A 22,157-nucleotide genomic window follows, 5' to 3' on the forward strand; every position below is an offset into this window, starting at 1 on the left:
GGGTCAGGTCTCCAGAAAGTCGTTGGGCAGGCTGAACCAGAACACTGCGCCATTGCCGTGATTTTCTGCGCTCAACTGGCCACCCAGTTCATGAATGATTGCATAGGACACTGCCAGACCGAGCCCCAGCCCGTCGCCGACCGGTTTGGTGGTAAAGAATGGATCGAAAATGCTGTTCAGGTTTTCAGGTGCGATGCCTTCGCCCGTGTCGACGACGCTCAGTCGCCATTGACCGTCCAGCGGCTCGATACGGATTTCCAGGCGCGCCGGGGGCCTGCCGCGCATGGCGTCCAGCGCATTGCGCAACAGGTTGATCAGGACCTGCTCCAGGCGGATCGCATCACCGCGCACCCAGGCCGGGCGTGACAGTTGCAGCACACAATCGACATGCTCTTCATGCAGGCGTGGTTCGAGCAGCAGCAAGGCCTGATCGACCACCGTTGCCAGTTCCAGCCGTTCGCGCAGGCCGGCGGGGCTTTTTCGCGCGAAGGTCTTGAGGTGGCCGGTCAATGCCGCCATACGCGTCAGTTGCTGATCCACCGGTATCAGCGCCTTGCAGGCCTCCTCGATGCGGCCTTGATCCAGCAGCAGACGCACGGTCGCCAGTTGCATGCGCTGTGCTGTGAGGGGCTGGTTGATTTCATGAGCCAGTGCCGCCGACATCTGGCCCAGCGCTGCCAGCTTGGCGGACTGCACCAGACCATCCTGCGCTGTCTGCAGATCGCGGGTGCGTTCCTGAACCAGACGTTCAAGTTCATCACGGCTGCGCTCCCGCAAACGGGCCAGACGCCAGCGCTGGTAAAGGAACAGGCCCAGAAACACCAGTGCCAGCCAGATTCCGGCGGCGGCGATTCCAGCGTTACGGATGTCCTCATTGGCCAACGGTGGTTTGCGCAGCAGGTGCAGTGTCCAGTTTTCATCCGGCAGCGGCAATGACTGCCACAGATAGTCTGCCGTGCCGTCCGGTCCATCGACGCGGCGCAGTTGGCTGTGTTCCCCGAGTTGATCGATGATCCGGCTGCGCAGCGGTGTCAGCGGTTTCTTGTCGTACTGGCGGGTGCGCAGCAGTTCGCTGCGGTTTTCGAGCGAGATGGGCTCCAGCTCCCGGTAACGCCAGCCTGGCTGGTTGGCAATGAAAACGATGCCTTTATCGTCACTCACCATCAGCAGGTCATCGCCCTGGCCCCATTCCTGTTCAAGGGTGGGGAATTCCAGTTTCACCACCATCGCACCGATGAACCCGGAGGCATCGTCCAGCACCGCGCTGGACAGAAAGTAACCGGGGATGCCGGTGGTCACGCCGACTGCGTAGAAACGTCCGGTGCCTTGCGCGCGGGTTTGCAGGAAATAGGGACGAAAGCCGTAGTTGTGACCGACATAGCTGTTGGGGGTTTGCCAGTTGCTGGCACCGACCGCCAGACCATGGCGGTCCAGCAGTTCCAGGGTCGATGAGTGGGCGGCAGCGTTGATTTTTTCCAGCTTCAGGTTGAGCCGATTCTGGACATCCTCGGTAACCGGTCCGCTCAATGCCGTACGGATTTCCGGGTCCAGCGCCAGCACTGAGGGCAGGGCACGATAACGTTCGATCAGGGTGTGCAGCGTATTGGCGTACAACGCCAGTTGACCACTGGCGCGAACGGCGTCTTCCGACAGGGCATGGCGCTGCGCCTGACGCATCGCCAATCCGGCCGATACGGCTGCGCCAGCCAGAATCAGCATCACATAAAGGGATAGGCGCCAGTAGCGATGCTTGAACGTCATGTTTCTTGCGCTGCCTGAACGTACCGCCTGGGCGCCTTCACGGGCACTCGGCTCGTGAAGGCGCTATCAGCGATTTTTACAACAGATTGAAGGTCGCCTCTTTCACGGTCTGGGAGTCCAGGCCGATCATGACCTTGAACTCGCCGGGCTCGGCGGCGTACTTGAGCTGAGCGTTGTAGAACTTGAGATCGTTCTCGCTGAGCGTGAAGGTAACGACTTTCTCTTCGCCTGGCTCGAGCTTGACCTTTTCAAAGTTTTTCAACTCTTTCACCGGACGGCTGATCGAGGCGGCAACGTCGCGCAGGTACAGCTGAACGATGGTTGCACCGGCTACCTTGCCGGTGTTCTTGACCGTCACGCTGGCGGTCAGTTTGCCTTTGCGTGCCATGTTGGCGTCCGACAGCTTGATGTCCGATACGTCGAACTGCGTGTAGCTCAGGCCATAGCCGAAGGGGAACAGCGGGCCGTTTGGCTCTTCGAAGTAGTGCGAGGTGTAATTGCCCGGCTTGCCTTCATGGTAAGGACGGCCAGTGTTCAGGTGCGCGTAGTAGACCGGCAATTGACCGATCGAACGCGGGAACGACATGGCCAGTTTGCCCGACGGGTTGTAGTCGCCGAACAGCACGTCAGCCACGGCGTTACCGCCTTCGGTGCCCGGGAACCAGGTTTCGAGCATGGCGTCAGCCTGTTCCTGCTCATCGACCAGCACCAGCGGACGGCCGTTCATCAATACCAGAACCAGTGGCTTGCCAGTGGCCTTGAGTGCCTTGATCAGGTCGCGCTGCTTGCCCGGAATGGTCAGGCTGCTGCGACTTGCCGATTCATGGGACATGCCGCGGGACTCGCCGACCACCGCCACGATCACGTCGGACTGCTCGGCCACCTTGACGGCTTCGTCGATCATTTCCTGAGCCGGACGTGGATCGATTTCCACTTCCTTCTCGATGAAGTTCAGGTAGTTGAGGATGTGTTCGTTGTCACTGACGTTCGCGCCACGGGCGTAGACCAGTTTGGCCTTGTCGCCGACCGCGTTCTGCAGACCTTCATACACCGTCACCGACTGATTGGGACGACCGGCTGCCGACCAACTGCCCAGCATGTCGAGATGGCTCTGCGCCAGGCCGCCGATCACGGCGATGGTGCCTTGTTTCTTCAACGGCAGGGTGTCGTTCTGGTTTTTCAGCAGCACCAGTGTCTTGCGCGCCACGTCGCGGGCTTCGGCACGGTGCAGGCGATCGTCGGAGTAGGTGTCGGCCGGATCATCGGCGGCCACGCCAATGCGGCCGTAAGGCGCTGCGAACAGGCCCATATCGTATTTGGCACCCAGCACTTCACGTACGGCGTTGTCGATTTCCTTCATGGAAACCTCGCCGTCCTTGACCAGACCGGGCAACTGCTCGCCGTAGGCCACGTCGTTCATGCTCAGGTCGACACCGGCCTTGATGGCCAGCTTGGCGGCTTCACGGTAGTCCTTTGCCACACCGTGTTCGATCAGCTCCTTGATCGCACCATGGTCACTGATCGTGACGCCCTTGAAGCCCCAGTCCTTGCGCAGCAGATCCTGCATCAGCCAGGTATTGGAAGTCGCCGGGATGCCGTTGATCGAGTTCAGCGCGACCATGATGCCGCCGGCGCCTGCGTCGACACCGGCGCGATATGGCGGCAGGTAGTCGTTGTGCATGCGCGTCATGCTCATGTCCACGGTGTTGTAATCGCGTCCGCCTTCCACCGCGCCGTACAGGGCGAAGTGTTTGACGGCTGCCATGATGCTGTCGTTGGCGGCAACGTTCTTGCCCTGGAACGACCGGACCATGACGTCGGAAATGCGTGAGACGAGATAGGTGTCTTCGCCGAAGCCTTCGGAACTGCGACCCCAGCGCGGATCACGGGAAATATCGACCATGGGGGCGAAGGTCATGTCCAGGCCGTCGGCGCTGGCTTCTTTCGCCGACACACGGCCCGTCAGTGCAACGGCGTCCATGTCCCAGCTGGCGGCCATGCCGAGGCTGATCGGGAAAATCGTGCGATGGCCGTGGACCACGTCATACGCAAAGAACATCGGAATTTTCAGACGGCTCTTGGCGACAGCCGCCTCCTGTAAAGGACGGTTTTCCGAGCGTGTAATGGAGTTGAACGTGCCGCCGATGCGTCCGGCAGCGATTTCCTTGAGAATCATGGGCTGCGGCATTTCACCGCTGATGCTGATGAGGCGCAGCTGACCGATCTTTTCGTCGAGAGTCATTTGTTTCATCAGTTTGCTGATGAACGCATTCTTTGCCTGAAGTGTGGACTTGCCCGAGACGGCAGAAGAGGCCGGAGCGTCAACAGCCGCGGCACTTTGAGCGATCATGGAGTGACTGGCCAGACCGACCAGCAAACCTAATAAACACAGCTTATTCATCAATAAATTCTCAAGGCTTTTGTCGGCAACTCGCGTTTAATATCCGACAGCCAGTTTTTGGGTTATAGACCTTTGGCGTTATTGTTCGAGCAGGGCGCAAGAATAGTTGCTGCCCGTTTCGTTGCACGAGGGCTTTCCAGGGTGTGTACGAAAATCGTCGGTTTGATTGATTTTTGTACACATCCTCGCTCGGTCAACAGTCGTTCCGTGCTCGGCATCGGCGATGGATTATGCCGGGGAACTTGTGTTTTGGCTAAGGCGGTCGTTTCAATGGTTTCAAAAAGCACCGGAGGTCAGCTTTGAAGTGTGTGTTCCAGATGATGTTGTACGCGGTAATGACGCTGGGCGTGGCATTTCGTGCCCAGGCCGAGCAGCCCGTACTGGTTTTTCCGCCCATGACGGGCAGTGTCGTGGATGCGGCACAGATGCTCGACAGTCAGACGACCGTGCGTCTTGCAAAGTTGCTGCGTGCCTATGAACAGACCACCGGTGAGCGAATTGTCGTCGTCACCCTGGCGGATCTGCAGGGCGCGACGATCGAAGAGTTCGGTGCCCAGTTGGGCGATACCTGGGATCTGGGGCGGGGCGGCAAGGCCAACAGTGCCCTGCTGGTGGTCGACCGTGAAAAGCGCAAGGTGCTCATGGAGGTCGGCTCCGGACTTGAAGACCGGTTGAGCGATGCCCAGTCGTCGCTCATCATCAACATGCTGGTGACACCCGAATTCAATGACAGCCGGTTTGCCATCGGCATCGAGCGTGGCGCACAGGCGATGATCACCGCGCTGGGTGGTCAGGTCCCGGATTATCCTGAACCTGCGGCCCGTCTTGCTGTTTATGAAGAGCCGCTGAGCGATTTCCGTGTCTGGCTGACGGCCATTGTTCTGACCCTCGTTGTGCTGCTGATCGTGTTCGTCAGCATTCGGCGCTCGGTCGGCCGTCTTTGGCCCGGCGAGGAACCTGCTGGCCGTAGTGGCGGCCGATTCGATGGCGGTGGTGCCTCGGGCAACTGGTAATTGACCGATTCGGGAAATGAGAGAGTCATGGCTTTATTGAACAGAGAAGAACAGCGGCAGGTGGCAGAGGCGATTGATCGTGTGGAGCAACGCACCGACGCCGAACTGGTGACAGTACTGGCCGCCCGGGCTGACGACTATGCCTACATGCCGTTGATCTGGGGCGGTCTACTGGGTCTGCTGCTGCCCGGCACCGTCAATTACTGCCTGCAATGGTTGAGTGCCGATGAGTTGATGCTGGCTCAAATGAGCACGTTCATTGTGGTCGCGCTGATCTGCCGTATTCCACGGGTGACCGCGCATCTGGTGCCCGCTTCGGTGCGGCGCTGGCGAGCGGGCAATCTGGCGCGGCGTCAGTTTCTGGAGCAGAACCTGCACAAGACCCACGACGGAACCGGCATTCTGGTTTTCGTCAGCGAAGCCGAGCGCTACGTTGAAATTCTTGTCGACCATGGCATTGCCAGCCGTCTGCACGACGATACCTGGAAAGCGATGGTCGATGTCTTCACTCAGCAGGTCAGGAACGGTCAGACCCTTGAGGGGTTTTTAGGCTGCATTCATGCCTGCGGCGAGCTGTTGGCCGATCATGTTCCGGTCACCCATGGCCGTAATGAGCTGCCCAATCGGCTGGTGGTGTTGGGTTGAAAACAGGCAGGTAAGGATAAACACGTTTACCTGCCCGTAGGCGCTCAGCAAGACTCAAGCGTTGCGGGTAACGCTGTAGATCGACTTCATGTAAGCGCTGAACTGCTCGATCTGCTGATTGACGAGGGTCGGGTCTTTGACTTTCGACACGTCGTTTTCCAGAAAGCGGTAAAGGGAATCACTGAGCTTTCTGGACTGCTGAACCCAGATCATCCTGTTATTGTCCAGACCGGCCAATGTCGCCAGTTCTTCCAGTTTCCGGGTAACCTCCTTCGCCTCTTTTTGCGCGGTTTGGGATTCTGCCAGCAGGTTGTTGTAGCGAGTGCGCAGCTGTTCACGCTCGGTGATCAGATCGGAATATTTCAATGCCCCGCTGAGCTTGCCTATGAGCGTTTGCAATCGACCAATGCCGAGTTGCAATGCCATGAGGTGCGGCGAGGGAATGGCAATTGTCGACAACTCTTCCGTGGTCGGCAGCGCGTCCTTGAATACGTCTGCCAGATTGTGCTGTTCGTACGTCTTGACCGTTTCATCCAGCAGACGACGGTCTTCTGCCTCCGTATCCATTTTGGCTTTCTGTCCGGCAGCCTGTTGATTGAAGCCGTTGAGCTGCCCTTGCAGCGTCTCTGTCAGGTTGCTGTCCACGAGTTGCAACCTGATCTGCTGAAGATCGTCGGTGGTGCTCGCAATGGCATGAGCGGCTTTAGCCAAAACCTTGTTCAATTCCAATGCCTGCCGAACCCGCTGGGCATCCAGCAGCGTAAGGGCCTGGTTCTTCTGTTCGTTGCTCAGGCTCTGGTCCGCGTCTATTTGCTGTTGTTTCTGGTCGATGGCCGCAGTGCTGAACGTCTTCAACTGCGCAGTGAGGGTGGCCAGGTTATCCGCAAATTGCGAATCGGCAGCGTTGAGGGTCGCCTTCAAGGGCATCAACTTCTCTTTCATGGCAGGCAGGAAGTCGAGCGTCAACGATGCAATCTGCGTATGAATCTGTTGACGAGCCGCGTCCATGAGTGCTCTGTCGGGTGCTGCAAAGGGTTCAGCCAGGGAGGCGTCAGTGTTCATCATGTCCATGTCCTTATGGTTATTTGCTTTGTTGGTTTGAAAATTCGTCCAGCGCTTGTTCGAAGGTCAACAGAAGATGGGTGGTAATGCCCTTTATCTCTTCCCATGGCGTAACGACACTTTTGAACTCCAAGACAAAGTCCAATAGCGTTTGATCGTCGCTGATATCCGCCAGTCGCGTGGCAGCGTTATCGACATACTTGGCCAGCATGGTCCAGAGATCCTGCAGATTTACTGCGCTCTGATGAGCATCCAGCATGCGAATCTTCATGTCTTCGAACAGAACTTCCAGACTGCGTATGGCGGCAGCGAGTGGGCGCTTCTGCCCGAACGTTTCCAGCCTGGTCTTCTTTTCCGTCACCAGACGGTTTTTCTCCTTGCGGATCGCTTCCGCCTGGGCACCGAAGATGCTGTCCGTCACAATAAGCCCTACAATTCCGCCCAGCAGTCCCAGCGTAATGTGAGTTTTAGTGGTCTTGTATTCCTGATGCTTTTGATCAATGTCGACGGTCAGGCGATCAATCTCCTTCTCGAGCGCGATCAGATCCTCGTCCAGATCCGCTCGGCTGGCCAACCGCACTTTGTCGTTGATGCCAGGCACAAGATCGACGGTCAGCGTATGAGCAAACTGCTTGATGTCCTCGGCCAGTTTCTTTGACGCTTTTCGATGCGCCTCCATCTGGACTGCCATTTTTTTCAGCGTTTCGGCCAATGACAGACACACTGTTTTATCTGTTTTCGTCAGCGGAGCAGGCGTGAGGCTTTTCACTGTTTCGATGGTCAGATCGGCAACGGTCAGCTGGAGTTGCCTGGCGAGTTCCATTTTGTCGACGTAATCCAGAATCTGCTTGCCCTGATTGGAAAACTCTCCGGCAAACAGATCAAGGTCGAACCCCTTGGCTTTTATATCAACCTCGATGGCTGACCAGCTTTGGGCGTGTTGGTTGATTGCGCTGTAGGTCAGCAACAGGTCCTGAGGCTCAAGACCGGAAATGCCACTGTGTGTAAAACCAAGTTGTTGTTCTACCCGGGCAAGGGTGTTGGGCAGGTTCAAGCTGTGTCTTTCGTAACGCTTGATGCTGAGAATGTCTTCCTTGGTCAGAATTAGCGCAGTCGCCCGGCCATTGTTTTTTTCATCTTCCGCCAGGGTTCTCAGGAATTCGGTGGGCGTTATCGTGATCTTGGGTTTTTCAGGTTTTTCAGGTTTTTCAGGTTTTTCAGGTTTTTCAGGTTTTTCAGGTTTTTCAGGTTTTTCAGATTCAGTAGTCGGGTCATGCATGGTGCACGTTCCTTGTGCAAGTTCAGTAGAGGCTCACTCGACAGTGTCGTGGCACTCCTTGAGTGAGCGAGTTTCACTGTAACGGCGTTTTTCGGTTATTTAATATATTTGTATAGTGCCAGGCGATAATTTCGTTTTACGTGCATGGCTCAGCCGTCGATCCTTGGACGCTCATCGTCAGGGTGGAAAATAGTCATGCCTGACAGGCGTCAGCACGCTTAAAATGCACGCCTGATTTTTACGAGTCCCTGTGGGGACGCTTGAGGCACCTTTCGATGTCCGTGACACCCACCGCTTCATCCTCTGCCGCGCCGGATCATCGTGCGCAATTTCTCGGCCTGCTGGACACCAGCCTGTCCCAGAATTCTTTGATCAAGCTGGTGCTGGCCAAATACGTGGGCAGCGAAGCCGAGTTACAGCGGGTGATCATCAAGCCGCTGACGGTCCGCGAGCAGTCGTGCCTGTCTTTCGTGTACCGCTACAAGACCCGCGACATCACCAAGAACTTCCCCCTGTCCGAAGCCGTGGACGTCATTGCGGGGCTGATTCCCGAATCGTTCAAGAACGCGCATCTGCTGTCACTGACCGATGAGGTGCAGCTGGAATTCAGCAAGAAAGGCAAAAGCACGTTGTTCAAGAGCAAGGCGCAGCAGGAGCGCGAAGCGCCCGCCGCCGGGCATGACCGTGAGAAGAAGCGCTACCTGGAATTGACGCGCCCGTTCCTGACCGATCTTGGCGTGACCAACCGTCAGCATGAGCTGATCCCGGCCATGTCGCGCAAGTGGAAACAGATCAACAAGTTCATAGAAGTGTTTTCCCACGCCTTGACGTCTTCTCCGCTCAAGCTGGATCAACCGGTCAAGGTCGCGGATTTCGGTTCGGGCAAGGGCTACCTGACGTTCGCCATCCATGACTATCTGCGCAATACGCTGCAGGCGCAGGGCGAGGTGACCGGTGTCGAGTTGCGCGAGGATATGGTGACCCTGTGCAACAACGCAGCGGCGCGTCTCGAGCATCCGGGGCTGGTCTTCAAGCACGGCGATGTGCGTACCGTTGCGCCGAGCGAGCTGGACGTGATGATCGCACTGCACGCCTGCGACATCGCTACCGACTACGCCATTCACATGGGGATCCGCTCCGGCGCGTCGATCATCATGTGCTCGCCTTGCTGCCACAAACAGATTCGTCTGCAGATCCAGAGCCCGACGCTGCTCAAGCCAATGCTGCAATACGGCCTGCACATGGGCCAGCAGGCGGAGATGGTCACCGACAGCCTGCGCGCCTTGCTGCTGGAAGCCTGCGGTTACGAAACCAAAGTGTTCGAGTTCATTTCGCTGGAGCACACCAACAAGAACAAGATGATCCTGGCGGTCAAACGCGCCGAGCCTGTCGACCCGGCTCACCTGCTGGCGCGTATCCAGGAACTGAAAGCGTTCTACGGCATTACCGAACAGTGCCTGGAAACCCTGCTTCGGGCGGACGGTTTTCTTGGCTGATGACTCAGCGGATTTGCCACTGAGCGGCAGGCGCGCGCCGCTCTATCCGGTCTGCGCCGTCTGTAACAACGTCTGCGGTCTGCGCGCGAATCCTGTTTCATACGCCGTCGGCTGATCAGTCTTACAGCATCGAACACTAAGGCCTGCACATGGATACGTTTCGCCCTTACCTCCCCGCAGACACGGACACCTGTCTGGACATTTTCGACTCCAACACGCCACGCTTTTTCGACCCGTCCGAGCGCGACAAATTTGCCCGCTTTCTGATTGATCCTGTGGGGTCCTATTTCGTTGTGGAGCGCGAGGGTGAAATCCTCGCTTGCGGCGGGTATCTGGTGCTCGCCGATCCGTCGATGGCCGAACTCACCTGGGGCATGGTGTCCGGAAATCAGCATGGCAATGGCCTGGGCCGGTTCCTCGTTCTGTCCCGGCTGGATCTTATGAGGCAGCTCCCGCACGTAAGCCACGCTTACATCAACACGAGCCAGTTGGTTCAAGGTTTTTACGCTGGCCTGGGTTTTTCGCTGACCCGCTTGAAACGTGACGGTCACGGGGTGGGTATCGACAGCGTCGAGATGACGTTGAAGTTGTAACAAAAGAAAACTTATTTATTGAGCAAGTGCTCTAAAACTCAATGTTTGCTTGGTCAAAAGCTGGACTGAAACGTTACAGCTTTCAATAGTTTGTACAAGAATAGAGAGGGCATTAAGTAACTGATGTTCTGATAAATATTTATGTGGAACGCCTGCGGACACCCACTCTCTGAATACCGTCCATTACAAATTATATGAAGCAGGCAATCATGAACGCATACAGACTTTCAACGCTTGAAATCAAGCACATGGTCGAACAGGCGCTGTTACCTCATCGCTGCACCTGGGATGCTGCAGAGGGTGAGTCCCTGACATTGACCCTGACCAATCCCGAGAATCCGGATCACGCCATTTGCGTGACGGGAATCAAACTTGATCGAATGGTATCGAGCCGCGCGCTGTCGGAGCTGGTCGGTGAAGCGCGCATGCTGATGTCCATGAACGAGACTCCGGTCGCCGGGCTGGGTCACCGACAGGCAGCTACCAAGCGCTGGTAACAGCACCAGTCCTGATGAGTGTGAAAGCTGGTTGTTCCTGAGCTATCAGCGTCCGGAACGAAAGAGCACTGCCTGGCAAGAGACGCTTTTCGAAGTTGGAAGTGTGGATGATCGAGTTATCCACACTTGAAGGGGCGGGCAGTGTTGCGTTTGTCTTCAAATGTCGTATTTCAGGCGCTGGATCCTTATCGGACATGTCGGCTTCGCGGACAAGTTCGCTCCTGCGGGCAACACAGCGCTCGCTCCAGATACTCATCTCGAACAGAGACGCGGCTCAATCTCCAGGTTGTCCCTGCTCCCTGTGAGGGTTATCATCCCGCCGGTCAATCTGTGATCTGACGAAGGAAAATACCTTGCTCCGTTCCAACTGGCTGCCTACGCCGCCTTAGCGCTACGCCCCCCTCGCAACACCCTGATCGCCTTCTAGCTGCGGTCGCTTTCTGCTGCGCCTGATCGTCGGTCGCAGCGCATCTTCAACACCACTGAAAACAGACGCACCTGCATCGCCCAGCGCCCGCCGCTGCGCGTCATGCCGTGCCTGCATGGGTGAATCAATGCTTGAAAATATCAAGGCTGCCTGGCTATCGAATGTCCGGGCCGACGTACTGGCGGGTCTCGTTGTCGCGATGGCCCTCATTCCCGAAGCCATCGCTTTTTCCATCATTGCCGGGGTGGATCCCCGCGTCGGGCTTTACGCCTCTTTCTGTATCTGTACGGTCATCGCGTTTGTGGGCGGGCGCCCTGCGATGGTGTCCGCTGCCACCGGAGCGATGGCGCTGCTGATGGTGAATCTGGTCAAGGATCACGGGCTGCAATACCTGTTGGCGGCCACGCTGGTTTGCGGGGTTTTGCAGATCGTGGCGGGTTATCTGCGGCTGGGCGAACTGATGCGCTTCGTGTCGCGCTCCGTGGTGACTGGCTTCGTCAATGCACTGGCCATCCTGATCTTTCTGGCGCAACTGCCGGAACTCACCAACGTCAGCTGGGTGGTGTACGCCATGACCGCTGGCGGTCTGGCGATCATCTATCTGCTGCCACGCATTCCGGTTATCGGCTCGCTGCTGCCTTCGCCGCTGGTGTGCATTCTGGTGCTCACCGCGATATCGGTGTTCATGGGGCTGAAGATTCACACGGTCGGCGACATGGGCTCGCTGCCCGACAGCCTGCCGGTTTTCCTGTGGCCGGATGTGCCGCTGACCTTCGAGACGCTGTTGATCGTACTGCCGTACTCGGCGGCGTTGGCGGTCGTGGGTTTGCTGGAGTCGATGATGACGGCCACCATCGTCGACGACCTGACCGACACGTCCAGCGACAAGAACCGCGAGTGCAAAGGGCAGGGCGTCGCCAACATTGCCAGCGGACTGATTGGCGGTATGGCCGGTTGCGCGATGATCGGTCAGTCGATGATCAACGTGAAGTCCGGCGGCAGGACGCGGCTGTCGACGCTGAGCGCCGGTGTTTCGCTGCTGACGATGATGATCTTTCTCGGAGACTGGCTGGCTCGCATTCCCATGGCCGCGCTGGTCGCGGTGATGATCATGGTGTCCATCAGCACCTTCAGCTGGAGCTCGATTCGCAACCTGCGCCAGTACCCGCTCTCCACCAATCTGGTGATGATCGTCACCGTGATCGTGGTCGTCGCCACGCACAACCTGGCGTATGGCGTCGTGGCCGGAACGCTGTTGGCGGCGATGTTCTTTGCCAACAAGATTGCGTATTACCTGGACGTCAGCTCGAAGCAAGACCCCGAATACAGCCATCGCACCTATTACGTCAGCGGCCAGGTGTTCTTCGGTTCCGCAGACCGGTTCGCCCGTTCGTTCGACCTGAAAGAATCGCTCGAAACCCTGACCATCGACCTGAGGGACGCGCACTTCTGGGACATCACCGCTGTGGCTGCGCTGGACAAAGTGGTGTTGAAACTGAGGAGCGCCGGGATCGCAGTGGATGTGATCGGCATGAACAGCGCGACCGCGACACTGGTGGACAGATTCGGCGTGCATGACAAGCCTGGAGGTATCGAGGCGTTGATGAAGCACTGAGGTATTTTGGGCCTGAAACCCACAAACGGGCAGGCCCTTTTTATTGCCCCAGCGTTGGGCGCAGGCAGGAAATACAGCGTTTTTTCGCACCCCTGCGGTGCTGTTACAAATTTAAACTCCATAAATACAACAAAAACAACATTTGCCACTTGACGGTTTTTGCCACCTGATCAGTAATGCGCTGGCCTGGGCGACACGCCCATGACTTGCCGGAGCATCCCCATTGATTGAGTCAAAGCGCTTCTCCATGCCCACCGTGATTCAGGCCCGCGAGCAGCTGGACGCAGGCACGATCACGTCTGTGGCGTTGGTGGAAGCGAGCCTCGAGTCGGTCAAAACCCACAATCACACATTGAATGCCTTCGGCGATGTTTACGCAGACGCCGCGCTCGAACAGGCGCGTCGTCAGGATGACGAGGCAGGCCACGGTCGCATTCAAGGACCGCTGCACGGCATCCCGTTCGGCATCAAGGACCTGTTTTCCACGGCAGGTCTGCGGACCACCAAAGGGTCGTTGACCAGTCTGGACAGTGTTCCGCTCAAGGACGCACCCATCATTCAGCGCCTGAAAAACGCTGGCGCCATCATTCTCGGCAAGACCGCAACCACTGAGTTCGGCTGGACAGGGGCGAGTACCTCGCGGCTTTTCGGCAACGGGCGCACACCGTGGAATCCGAGCCTGACCAGCGGCGGTTCCAGCTCAGGCTCTGCGATTTCGGTTGCGGCGCGCATGGTTCCAGCGTCTCTGGGGTCGGACGGCGGCGGTTCGGTGAGGATTCCCGGTTCGTTCTGCGGGATATTCGCGCTCAAGGGTTCACTGGGACGAATTCCCACATGGCCATGGTCTGCGACAGAAATGCTCAGCCATGCAGGCCCGATGACCCGCACCGTGCGCGATTCGGCGCTGTTGTTCGACATTCTTTCAGGGCCGCATCCGCTGGACCACCAGGCGCTCCCGGCGTCGACAGAATCCTATCTGGCGCGCTGCGACCAGCCGCTTGGAAAGCTGCGCATCGCTTACGTCCCGACGTTGTTCAACACGCCTGTCGAGCCGGTTATTGCGGCCGCAGTCGAAGCTGCTGTCGAAAGGATCGCTGCAAACCTGCCAGTGGACGTGAGCACCCTTGCGCTGGATTGGCCGGACCCGTTGGCCACCTTTGAAACGCTTTGGGTGGCCGGACGCGGCATCGTCTACGGACGCGCGCTGGCCGACAGACTGGACGAGCTTGATCCCGGTTTCGCCCGCCTGATCGAGCAATCGGCCCGCTACGATCTTGCCGGTTATCTTCAGGCCGTCGAACAGCGTGCCGCTTTCGCCAATCGGGTGCATGCGCTGTTCGACGAATACGATCTGCTGGTCATGCCGACACTTCCCGTGCTGCCATTCGATGCCGATGAGGTCGCACCGGACGGCTTTGCTGATCAGGATGGCGCCGTGCCGTGGGCACGCTGGACGCCCTTTACCTATCCCTTCAACGTGTCGGGTAACCCGGCGGCAACCATTCCCTGCGGCTTTGCCCCAAACGGGTTGCCCATCGGTCTGCAGGTGGTCGGTCCTCGTTTCGCGGACGGTGATGTCCTGCAATTCTGCGCGGCCTTCGAAGCGATTTCGCCGTGGGATCAACAGTTGCCACCGATGCTTGCGCAATGAGCACGCCCGACATGAGCAGCCATCAGCCGCCGAAGACAGATGGGTACACTGAACGCCTTTCTTCACAACGGAATGTCAGCCCCATGCTCAATCAGCCTCGTCTGGACGAAATCATGCGCCTGTTGGCTCAGCAACAGCGCGTCAAGGCGTCCGAGCTCGCACAGTCGCTTTATGTGTCGGAAGAGACCATTCGCCGCGACTTCAAGTATCTGGAAGAGATGGGCAAGCTGCGGCGCATTCATGGCGGGGCGATTCTGCCGCAGTTGAATGACGAGCCGCCGTTGCAGGTCCGCAGTCGCATGAAGCCGCAAGCCAAGGCGAGTATCGCCAGCAAGGCCGCAGGCCTGATCAGCGACGGCATGGTGCTGTTTCTCGACACCGGCACCTCGACCCTCGCACTGGCGCAGATGCTTTCCCGGTTCAGCCGGTTGAGGATCATCACCAACTCGCTGGACATCGCTCAGGTGGTGACCCATCAAAGCGACAACCAGGTACTGGTCGCTCCCGGAGACGTGCGCCGCAACGACAACGCGTTGATCGGCCCGCACACCCTGGCGTTCGCCAGTCAGTTCAATTACGACATCGCGTTCATGGGCATCGGCGCCATCGACCTTGAACAAGGCCTGATGGATTACCACGAGCCGGAAGCCATGTTGCGGCGCACGCTGGTCAAGCATTCCAGGCTGCGCGTGATTCTGGCCGACGACGGCAAGTTCGGTCACCGGATTTTTGTTAACACCTTGCCATTCAGTGCAATCACGACCCTGGTCACGAACCGTCCGCTATCGGCTGAGTTTACGGCTCGCCTGGAGAGAGATGATGTCGACATCCTGTACTCATGAATTGCTGACGCCAGACGCCGCCGACCATGCCCGGTTCGAGGCGCTGTTCGCCGAGAGCTCGGCCATCGGCGCGACACCTGCGGGTGGTCTGCACCGGCTCGCTGCATCGGCTGAAGACGGCCAGGTTCGCGACCTGTTTTGCGACTGGCTCAAAGCGCATGACTTTGAGGTGCGCATTGACGCAGTGGGCAATATTTTCGGCCTGATGACCTTCGACCCGCAGGCCCCGTATGTGGTGTGCGGCTCGCATCTGGACAGCCAGCCAAGTGCCGGTCGGTTCGACGGGGTGTACGGCGTGCTCGCGGGGGCCGTGGCGGTTTCCAGCCTAGGGCGCCAGATGCGCGAGCGCGGAGAAAAGCCGGCCTGCAATCTTGCTGTCGTGAACTGGACCAACGAAGAGGGCGCACGCTTTCAGCCGAGCCTGATCGGGAGCGGCGTGTTTACTGGCTCGCTGAGTCTTGAGCAAGCCTGGAACAGTTGCGATGGCGACGGCATCAGCCTCAGGCAGGCCTTGCAGGATATCGGTTATCTGGGCGACGGCCCGGTCAGCCTCGACATCGCGGGTTACGTGGAAATTCATGTCGAGCAGAGCACCGCGCTGGAGAGCCGCAAGCTGTCGATTGGCGTTGTCAGGGAGACCTGGGCCGCGCTGAAGCAACGCATTCGTTTCGACGGCGAGCAGAACCACACCGGACCAACGCCCATGGCCGCGCGCCGCGATGCAATGCTCGCTGCCGCACATGCCATCGTTGCGGTGCGTACGGAAGCCGACCTGCACGGGTTGCAGATGCACAGCTCGGTAGGGCGCGTGGAGATCTGGCCGAACTCGCCCAACGTGGTGCCGTCCCGCGTGTCGCTGCTGGCGGAACATCGCTCGCGAGACACTGAACTGCTGCGTGCAGCCGCCGAGCGTCTGAACGCTACATTGCATGAGATCGCCGACCGGACCCAGACCCGTTTCGACATCGAGAGCAGCGTGCTGCGCGCCCCCGGTGTACTTCCCGACGGCTTCGCCGAACTGGCGCATGCAGTGGCGACCGAATTGGGTCTGCCCATCACCGACAGCGCAACGGTGGCCGGTCACGATGCGATCAGCATGAACAGCAAATACCCGGTCTGCCTGTTGTTCATCCCCAGTCGTAACGGCCTTTCGCACAACGAAGCCGAGTACACCAGCGACGAGGACATGCACAACGGTTTGAAAATGCTGACTGCCTTGCTTCATCGCGCCTGCACGGCGCCGGATTCCTTTCGCTGAGGGCAGACCATGTTCAAAGAGACCGCACCGCTGGATCGTCTTCACATTGCATTATCGCAAGCAGGGTTGGGCGACAACCTGAGCGTACAGGACGGGCCGTCCGGCATTGCCTCTCCGTCCAGGCTGGCCACCGAATGGCTGGGTTATCACGTCACTGACGGCCAGACCACCTGGTACGCAAAGGTGTTGCAGGCGGACATGGCGCCCTTGATCGATGTCGAGCGCAGTGCGCAGGCCAGCGAGTGTGCGGGCCTGAGCGGCGCAGCACCTCGGTTGCTCAATGCAAACAGGGCCAGCGGCGTACTGATTTTTGAAGCCCTGAGCCCGGCAGACTGGCGCTGTGCACGGCTGGACGAACTCATCGCGCCGGGGCGGCTTGAGCGGTTGTGGGATCTGAAACGCACTGTTCATAACGGAGCGGTGCCGGATTTCATCCGCTCGCCGATGGATGATCTGCAACGCCTGCGGGTGCTGTGCACGCGGGATCGGGTTGTATTGCCGCCAGAACATGCGTGGATTGATCGATGCGTCAACATGGCCTGGGACGCACTACAAAACCGGTCCTTTCACGCAGTGCCGATCCATGGCGATGGCGTCACCAGCAACGTCATGGTGTCGCGGGACGGGAATCTGAAGCTGGTCGACTTCGATTACGGCGGCTGCATGGATGCCTGGTATGACGTCGCAATTACCTTGAATGAGCTGTTTTCGTTCGAAGCGCAGTGGCGCGAAGGTATCGAGGCGTGGGCAGGCAAATGCCTTGAAGTGGATTACGCCGTCTGCCGTCTGTATGCGCTGATCAACGACTGGTACTGGACGCTGTGGGGGTTCTGGGCGGGCACGGTGTCTGCCCGGTCACTCGAGTTTTCCAAGCTCGGGCAATGGACCTTTTTGCGCTGCCTGCAGAGCACCCGGGATCCGCGCCTGGAAAGCTGGCTGCGTCAGGTTGGGGAGGCGCGCGCATGAACATTTTGGGAGAAGCCATGAGTCTTCATGAACAACAACTCGAGGCGGCGGTGTCCAGCATCAGCCAGTGGCGCGGCAAGCGGATCACGTACAGGCCGGTCAGCGGCGGGATTTCCAACACCAACTGGCGCGTCGAGGTCGAGGGTGCCGATACCGCGTATTTCTTCAAGATTCCGGGGGCGGGCACCGAGATGTTCATTGATCGCCGCACCGCTCATGACGCCAGTGTCGCCGCAGCGGCAACCGGATACGGCGCGCCGGTGTTCGCGTTTCTGGAAGAGTTTGGCGTCGAAGTGTTCGAGTTCATGGAAGGCTGGCGGGCATCGTCGAACCTCGATTTTCTGCAGCGCGACGTACGCCACAACGCACTGCTCGGGCTCAAGGCGTTCAATGATCAGGCGCTGCTGTGTCAGACCAAGACCGTGTTCGACATGATTGCCGAACACCAGACCCAGGTGGCTGAGCTCAACGCCTTGAAACCTCAGGATGGCGCATGGTTGTCGCTGCAATACGACAGAGCGAAAGCCGCGCTGCAAGCCTCAGGCATCGATCTGGCGCCGTGCATGAATGACACGCTGGCCGGCAACTTCATGCTCAATGATCGACAGCAAGTCAGGCTGGTGGATTTCGAATACGCATCCAATAACGATCGGCACTACGAGCTGGCGCTCTGGTTTGGCGAAATGTTCTTCACCGACGAGGTGGAACTCGAATTGGTCGAAGACTATTTCGGTCGCGTCGACACCCGGACGCTGGCCCGGATCAAGGTCAATAAAGCGCTCGCGGATATCAAATGGTCCACGTGGGCGATGGTGCAGCACGCCGTGTCGCAACTGGACTTCGACTTCTACAAATACGGTGCATGGAAGCAAATGAGGGCGCGCAACGCCATCAACGATCCACGCTGGGAAACCTGGCTCAGACAGGTCTGAACCTGCGTAATACAAGACCCGGCAACCACAAGATCGGGCTATTGGCGGCAACTCTTTTACTGCTTGAGTTTTACTTGATCGATTAATCGCAAGATCCAAAATTCAAGGAGTCTTCCATGGGTACTGTTTCGATTGCGCGGCCCGGGCGTGTGAAAACGCTCGTGTTCGGCGTGTACTTTTTTGCGTTGTTGATGATGGCGCTGTTCCCGCCATTCTATCTTCAGGTCAGTGGCAGTACGGTCATCGTGCTGGGTATTCCGCTGCCGATCTTTTACTGGATTCTGAACGCTGCGCTGATGGGCCTCGGCCTTTGGGTGCTTTACATGGTCGAGTCCGCCAGCGGCGAGATTCCTGAAGACGGTGACGCACAATGATCAGCACACTCGTCAATTCGGATCTGTACATAACCTTCGGGCTCATCGGCCTGTTTCTGGCCGGGATGATCGGCGTGCTGTACGCCACCAATCGCAAGAGTGACTCGTTTTCGGACTACGCAGTGGGTGGCCGTTCCTACGGACCCTGGTACATCGCGATGTGCTACACCAACTCATGGTGGCCGGGCGCGACGTTCACAGCGTTCTTCGCGCTGTCGGTCGGCGGTGCGCTGGGCTTTTACGGCATGGTGTACGCGACGCTCGGGGTCACTGCCATGTACCTGATGGCCAACCGCGCCTGGACCTGGGGCAAGCGCTTCAATCTCACCACACAACCCGACCTGCTGGGCATGCGCTTCGACAGTCCAGCGGTAAAACGCATCGCCTCGATCATCGGCATCATCTCGGTGTTTCCGTGGGTGGTGATGGGGATTCAGGCCCTGGCCACGTTGTTTCAATTCGCCAGTTTCGGGCGTTGGGGCGTGACTACCTGCCTGACGGTTGGCGTGGTGGTCATTCTGATTCGGCAGTACTGGACCGTGAGCATGGGCATGCGCGGGCTGATCATGACCGACATGTATCAGGGGCTGATTGCCTACGTGCTCTGTGCCGCGCTTTGCGTGCTGCTGTTGTTCGGTGATCAGGCTTCGTTTTCCAATCTCGCGCAATTGCCCGCCAGCATGCTGGTGATTCCGGGCGGCGCAGGCAGTACTTACGGCCCGCTGTACATGTTCAGCCTGATTTTCACCGGCGTGATCGGTTCGATGTGCTGGCCGATGAGCTTCCAGCGTATCTACACCGCCAGCGGCGTGCGCTCGGTGAAGAAGGGCACGCTGGTCACCATTCTGCTGGTCGCAGGCTTCTACGGGATTCTGATGCTGTTCGCCGCCGCGATCAGTCAGGACCCGAACGTCGCTGCGCATCCACAGCATGGCTGGTTCCTGTCGCTGTTCGACATAGGCGGGCCGTGGCTGCTGGCGGTCGCCATCGTGATCGTGCTGGCGGCCAGCATCGGCCACGTGGACGGCTGCGTACAAGTCTGCGGCACGCAGTTCGCCAACGACCTGGCGACCTGGAACACACCACGAACCGACCGGCAGAAGACCATCCTCGCCAAGGTGGGCATGGTGGTGTTCATCAGTGCTGCGTCGGTACTGGCCTACCTGACCTTCGACTATGCCCGGCTACAGCTGCTGGCGCAGATTTCCTATCAGGGCATCATCCAGTTGGCCGTGCCGTTGTTCTTCGGCATCTTCTCCCGCCGAGGCAATAAACAGGGCGCGATTGCCGGCATGCTCGTGGGCATCTTCGTGGCTATCGTGCTGACGACGATCTACCCGGACGACATCCCTCAGCTGGGTTCACTGACCAGCGGGATCATCGGGCTGATCTTTAATGCGGTGATCTTTGTCGCGTGTGCATTCGCCATCAAACCCAGTGCTGCGGAAGTGAAGCGGGTCGATGATCTGTTCGCGATCGCTGCGCCAGCTCCCAGGGTCGGCAATGCCGTTCCCGCCATGTGATACAGGCGCGCGCCCCTTTCGGGCGCGCTCGTTCAGCGCAGTTCGACTGTTGAGAGGACCCGATGGCTTTAGCGATATTTGATCTGGATGACACCTTGATTCATGGCGACAGCGCCAGCCTCTGGAGCCGGGAAATGATGCGGCTGGGCTGGGTGGAAGACGAAGACTTTCTGAGCCTCGATCAGGAGCTGATGAACGCCTACAGCCAGGGCAAACTGGCCATGGAGGATTACATGGCGTTCAGCCTCACACCGATGGTCGGCCGTACGGTGGGGAACGTGGCCGAGGCCGTGGCGCATTTCATCAAGGCCGTCATCGATCCGCTCGTGTACCGCGAGGCCCGTCAGACCATCGCCAGACACAAGGCGGCCGGTGACCGGTTGCTGGTGATTTCGGCGACAGGCGTCCATATCGTCTCGCCCGTTGCAGCGCATCTGGGCATCGACGAAGTGTTGGCCATCGATCTGGAAGTGCAGGACGGTCAGTTCACCGGTCTCACCGAGGGCATCCTGACCTACCGCGAAGGCAAGGTGCTGCGTCTGAGCGAGTGGCTCAGGGCGCAGGACGAAATGCTGGAAGGTGCGTTCTTCTACTCGGACTCCCGAAACGACCTGCCGCTGCTGAAGCTGGTCGACAATCCCATTACCGTGAACCCGGACCCGACGCTGCGGGCGTACGCGCAGGAGCATGGCTGGCCGGTGCTGGATTGGGGGTGAGCGGTGTGTTGCCCATGCAGCACTCTTCAGTGAGTCATCTCTTATCAAACAACCTGTAATCCACTGAAGAAACTGAATTTTTTGGAAGCGGACCGGGCGGCGTTCCGTTTGTCCGCGAATACTGTATTTCAGACGATGAATATTCGTCGGATGTACTGGCCTTCGCGGACAAGTCCGCTCCCACTGAGTTTGCTGCGCGACAGCGCTATGTCGAAGACGTGGTGGCGCCTCCCAATCAATGCTCAAGCCCCGCCCAGAACTTCTCTGCAAAATCCCCCAGCGGAATCATTGCCCTGAATATCCGGATTTCGGTCTGGATGTCTGGCAGGGCTACGGAGCTGCGCGTCAGACGTCCCGAGGTCAGTTCAGGTGCCGCCAGGCTCTGCGGCAGCCAGGCGATACCCTTGGCCTGCAGCGCCATCGACAGCAGCACCGCCGCCAGGTGCGAGCTGAAAACGGTTTCCAGCACAGGATGACCGGGGTTGTTCTGCAGGTACGACGCGATGATTCGCCCCAGGCCCGACTCTGCCGTGTAGGACAGAAAAGGCACAGGCTCGCCGGGCTTCAGCTCGGGGGATTGCAAGGCGAGCAGGGTGTCGGAGCCGATCACCTTGCTGTCGAATTGCTTGCTGTCGAACCGGGGCAGTACGTTGGGATACTGATGGCAGATCAGGAACTGCACTTCACCGTTGAGCAGCAACTGCTCACACGCCGCCATGTTGTCGGAGTGAAGCCTGATGCCTTCAATCGGCGCGCCATCTTCCACCTGTCTGATCCAGGCCGGGAAGAAGGTGAACGATAGCGAGTGCGTGGCGGCAAAATGCAGCGTTCGGGTGGCTTTACCTGCGACTTCCTTCACTTCGGCGCGCATCTGGTAGAGCCTTCGCGTCAGCTCGCGAGCATTGTCCAGCATGCTCTGGCCCGCTTCGGTCAGCGTCGCGCCCTGGGCGGTGCGCTCGAACAACTCGACGCCCACCCAGCTCTCCAGCGCCCTGATCCGTCGGCTGAACGCGGGCTGAGTGACATGCCGCGCGTCGGCGGCACGTGAGAAATTTCCGCTCTCGGCGAGGGCGTTGAAGTCCTCCAGCCACACGAGTTCCATGGGT

The 22,157-nt window shown here is 58.7% G+C and carries 19 protein-coding genes; 14 read left to right on the forward strand and 5 right to left on the reverse strand.

Translation table 11 applies throughout. The annotated features are described in order from the left end of the window. Window positions 1-3: 3 nt before the first annotated feature. On the reverse strand, window positions 4-1,761 hold the full coding sequence (mifS, locus tag CFBP1590_RS06135; RefSeq protein ID WP_088234655.1) for a two-component system sensor histidine kinase MifS: 1,758 nt from the start codon (window positions 1,759-1,761) through the stop codon (window positions 4-6). Window positions 1,762-1,837: 76 nt separating this feature from the next. Then, window positions 1,838-4,162 (reverse strand): beta-glucosidase BglX, encoded by a 2,325-nt coding sequence (gene bglX / locus CFBP1590_RS06140; protein ID WP_088234656.1) that lies wholly within the window; start codon window positions 4,160-4,162, stop codon window positions 1,838-1,840. A 320-nt stretch (window positions 4,163-4,482) separates the two neighbouring features. Between bglX and CFBP1590_RS06145 the strand changes: the two genes are divergently transcribed. Further along, window positions 4,483-5,175: a TPM domain-containing protein gene (locus CFBP1590_RS06145; RefSeq protein ID WP_167383110.1), complete on the forward strand. Its 693-nt coding sequence runs from the start codon at window positions 4,483-4,485 to the stop codon at window positions 5,173-5,175. 27 nt (window positions 5,176-5,202) lie between these two features. Further along, window positions 5,203-5,820 carry a TPM domain-containing protein gene (locus CFBP1590_RS06150; protein WP_029243221.1) on the forward strand — a complete coding sequence of 206 codons (618 nt, stop codon included), beginning with the start codon at window positions 5,203-5,205 and terminating at the stop codon, window positions 5,818-5,820. 54 nt (window positions 5,821-5,874) lie between these two features. Here CFBP1590_RS06150 and CFBP1590_RS06155 read toward each other — a convergent pair whose 3' ends face one another. Continuing rightward, window positions 5,875-6,885 (reverse strand): alpha-xenorhabdolysin family binary toxin subunit B, encoded by a 1,011-nt coding sequence (locus tag CFBP1590_RS06155; RefSeq protein WP_088234658.1) that lies wholly within the window; start codon window positions 6,883-6,885, stop codon window positions 5,875-5,877. A gap of 16 nt (window positions 6,886-6,901) precedes the next feature. After that, complete coding sequence (locus tag CFBP1590_RS06160; protein WP_167383078.1) at window positions 6,902-8,161, reverse strand: alpha-xenorhabdolysin family binary toxin subunit A; 1,260 nt, start codon at window positions 8,159-8,161, stop codon at window positions 6,902-6,904. 275 nt (window positions 8,162-8,436) lie between these two features. Between CFBP1590_RS06160 and CFBP1590_RS06165 the strand changes: the two genes are divergently transcribed. The 12 genes from CFBP1590_RS06165 to CFBP1590_RS06220 all read left to right on the forward strand — a co-directional run bounded on the left by CFBP1590_RS06165 (window position 8,437) and on the right by CFBP1590_RS06220 (window position 21,051). Beyond that, window positions 8,437-9,657, forward strand: a complete 1,221-nt coding sequence (locus tag CFBP1590_RS06165; RefSeq protein WP_088234659.1) for a class I SAM-dependent methyltransferase — start codon at window positions 8,437-8,439, stop codon at window positions 9,655-9,657. A gap of 149 nt (window positions 9,658-9,806) precedes the next feature. Further along, the gene (locus CFBP1590_RS06170) at window positions 9,807-10,250 is read left to right on the forward strand and encodes a GNAT family N-acetyltransferase (protein ID WP_029243217.1); all 444 of its coding nucleotides are present in this window, start codon (window positions 9,807-9,809) and stop codon (window positions 10,248-10,250) included. Between the two features lie 209 nt (window positions 10,251-10,459). Continuing rightward, window positions 10,460-10,747 (forward strand): DUF1652 domain-containing protein, encoded by a 288-nt coding sequence (locus tag CFBP1590_RS06175; protein WP_052812509.1) that lies wholly within the window; start codon window positions 10,460-10,462, stop codon window positions 10,745-10,747. 554 nt (window positions 10,748-11,301) lie between these two features. Then, complete coding sequence (locus CFBP1590_RS06180) at window positions 11,302-12,789, forward strand: SulP family inorganic anion transporter (protein ID WP_088234660.1); 1,488 nt, start codon at window positions 11,302-11,304, stop codon at window positions 12,787-12,789. Between the two features lie 247 nt (window positions 12,790-13,036). Then, window positions 13,037-14,440 carry an amidase gene (locus CFBP1590_RS06185; RefSeq protein ID WP_088234661.1) on the forward strand — a complete coding sequence of 468 codons (1,404 nt, stop codon included), beginning with the start codon at window positions 13,037-13,039 and terminating at the stop codon, window positions 14,438-14,440. A gap of 83 nt (window positions 14,441-14,523) precedes the next feature. Beyond that, a complete protein-coding gene (locus tag CFBP1590_RS06190) occupies window positions 14,524-15,282 on the forward strand; it encodes a DeoR/GlpR family DNA-binding transcription regulator (RefSeq protein WP_088234662.1) in 759 nt (252 codons plus the stop codon). After that, a complete protein-coding gene (locus CFBP1590_RS06195) occupies window positions 15,260-16,540 on the forward strand; it encodes a Zn-dependent hydrolase (protein ID WP_088234663.1) in 1,281 nt (426 codons plus the stop codon). Before CFBP1590_RS06190 ends, CFBP1590_RS06195 begins: the two co-directional genes overlap by 23 nt. Window positions 16,541-16,549: 9 nt before the next feature. Beyond that, entirely contained in the window at window positions 16,550-17,506 is a 957-nt protein-coding gene (locus CFBP1590_RS06200; RefSeq protein WP_088234664.1) for a phosphotransferase family protein, read from the forward strand. Beyond that, on the forward strand, window positions 17,503-18,438 hold the full coding sequence (locus CFBP1590_RS06205) for a choline/ethanolamine kinase--aminoglycoside phosphotransferase (RefSeq protein WP_004881274.1): 936 nt from the start codon (window positions 17,503-17,505) through the stop codon (window positions 18,436-18,438). The genes CFBP1590_RS06200 and CFBP1590_RS06205 overlap by 4 nt, the downstream gene beginning before the upstream one ends. Window positions 18,439-18,554: 116 nt before the next feature. Beyond that, entirely contained in the window at window positions 18,555-18,812 is a 258-nt protein-coding gene (locus CFBP1590_RS06210; RefSeq protein WP_025996822.1) for a hypothetical protein, read from the forward strand. Further along, entirely contained in the window at window positions 18,809-20,335 is a 1,527-nt protein-coding gene (locus CFBP1590_RS06215) for a sodium:solute symporter family protein (protein WP_088234665.1), read from the forward strand. Before CFBP1590_RS06210 ends, CFBP1590_RS06215 begins: the two co-directional genes overlap by 4 nt. A 62-nt stretch (window positions 20,336-20,397) precedes the next feature. Beyond that, entirely contained in the window at window positions 20,398-21,051 is a 654-nt protein-coding gene (locus CFBP1590_RS06220) for an HAD family hydrolase (RefSeq protein WP_088234666.1), read from the forward strand. Between the two features lie 235 nt (window positions 21,052-21,286). On the opposite strand, the gene CFBP1590_RS06225 is transcribed toward CFBP1590_RS06220, so the two are convergent. Continuing rightward, window positions 21,287-22,153 (reverse strand): LysR family transcriptional regulator, encoded by an 867-nt coding sequence (locus CFBP1590_RS06225; protein ID WP_088234667.1) that lies wholly within the window; start codon window positions 22,151-22,153, stop codon window positions 21,287-21,289. Between the last annotated feature and the right edge of the window lie 4 nt (window positions 22,154-22,157).

The sequence above is a fragment of the Pseudomonas viridiflava genome, assembly GCF_900184295.1.
GTDB lineage: Bacteria > Pseudomonadota > Gammaproteobacteria > Pseudomonadales > Pseudomonadaceae > Aquipseudomonas > Aquipseudomonas viridiflava.

Coding starts and splice junctions, on each gene's coding strand:
- CFBP1590_RS06195 (WP_088234663.1), top strand. CDS start 15,260: ATGTCGACATCCTGTACTCATGAATTGCTGACGCCAGACGCCGCCGAC.
- CFBP1590_RS06155 (WP_088234658.1), bottom strand. CDS start 6,885: ATGATGAACACTGACGCCTCCCTGGCTGAACCCTTTGCAGCACCCGAC.
- CFBP1590_RS06205 (WP_004881274.1), top strand. CDS start 17,503: ATGAACATTTTGGGAGAAGCCATGAGTCTTCATGAACAACAACTCGAG.
- CFBP1590_RS06190 (WP_088234662.1), top strand. CDS start 14,524: ATGCTCAATCAGCCTCGTCTGGACGAAATCATGCGCCTGTTGGCTCAG.
- CFBP1590_RS06145 (WP_167383110.1), top strand. CDS start 4,483: ATGTTGTACGCGGTAATGACGCTGGGCGTGGCATTTCGTGCCCAGGCC.
- CFBP1590_RS06165 (WP_088234659.1), top strand. CDS start 8,437: ATGTCCGTGACACCCACCGCTTCATCCTCTGCCGCGCCGGATCATCGT.
- bglX (WP_088234656.1), bottom strand. CDS start 4,162: ATGAATAAGCTGTGTTTATTAGGTTTGCTGGTCGGTCTGGCCAGTCAC.
- CFBP1590_RS06185 (WP_088234661.1), top strand. CDS start 13,037: ATGCCCACCGTGATTCAGGCCCGCGAGCAGCTGGACGCAGGCACGATC.
- CFBP1590_RS06150 (WP_029243221.1), top strand. CDS start 5,203: ATGGCTTTATTGAACAGAGAAGAACAGCGGCAGGTGGCAGAGGCGATT.
- CFBP1590_RS06180 (WP_088234660.1), top strand. CDS start 11,302: ATGCTTGAAAATATCAAGGCTGCCTGGCTATCGAATGTCCGGGCCGAC.
- CFBP1590_RS06210 (WP_025996822.1), top strand. CDS start 18,555: ATGGGTACTGTTTCGATTGCGCGGCCCGGGCGTGTGAAAACGCTCGTG.
- CFBP1590_RS06200 (WP_088234664.1), top strand. CDS start 16,550: ATGTTCAAAGAGACCGCACCGCTGGATCGTCTTCACATTGCATTATCG.
- CFBP1590_RS06170 (WP_029243217.1), top strand. CDS start 9,807: ATGGATACGTTTCGCCCTTACCTCCCCGCAGACACGGACACCTGTCTG.
- CFBP1590_RS06220 (WP_088234666.1), top strand. CDS start 20,398: ATGGCTTTAGCGATATTTGATCTGGATGACACCTTGATTCATGGCGAC.
- mifS (WP_088234655.1), bottom strand. CDS start 1,761: ATGACGTTCAAGCATCGCTACTGGCGCCTATCCCTTTATGTGATGCTG.
- CFBP1590_RS06215 (WP_088234665.1), top strand. CDS start 18,809: ATGATCAGCACACTCGTCAATTCGGATCTGTACATAACCTTCGGGCTC.
- CFBP1590_RS06175 (WP_052812509.1), top strand. CDS start 10,460: ATGAACGCATACAGACTTTCAACGCTTGAAATCAAGCACATGGTCGAA.
- CFBP1590_RS06225 (WP_088234667.1), bottom strand. CDS start 22,153: ATGGAACTCGTGTGGCTGGAGGACTTCAACGCCCTCGCCGAGAGCGGA.
- CFBP1590_RS06160 (WP_167383078.1), bottom strand. CDS start 8,161: ATGCATGACCCGACTACTGAATCTGAAAAACCTGAAAAACCTGAAAAA.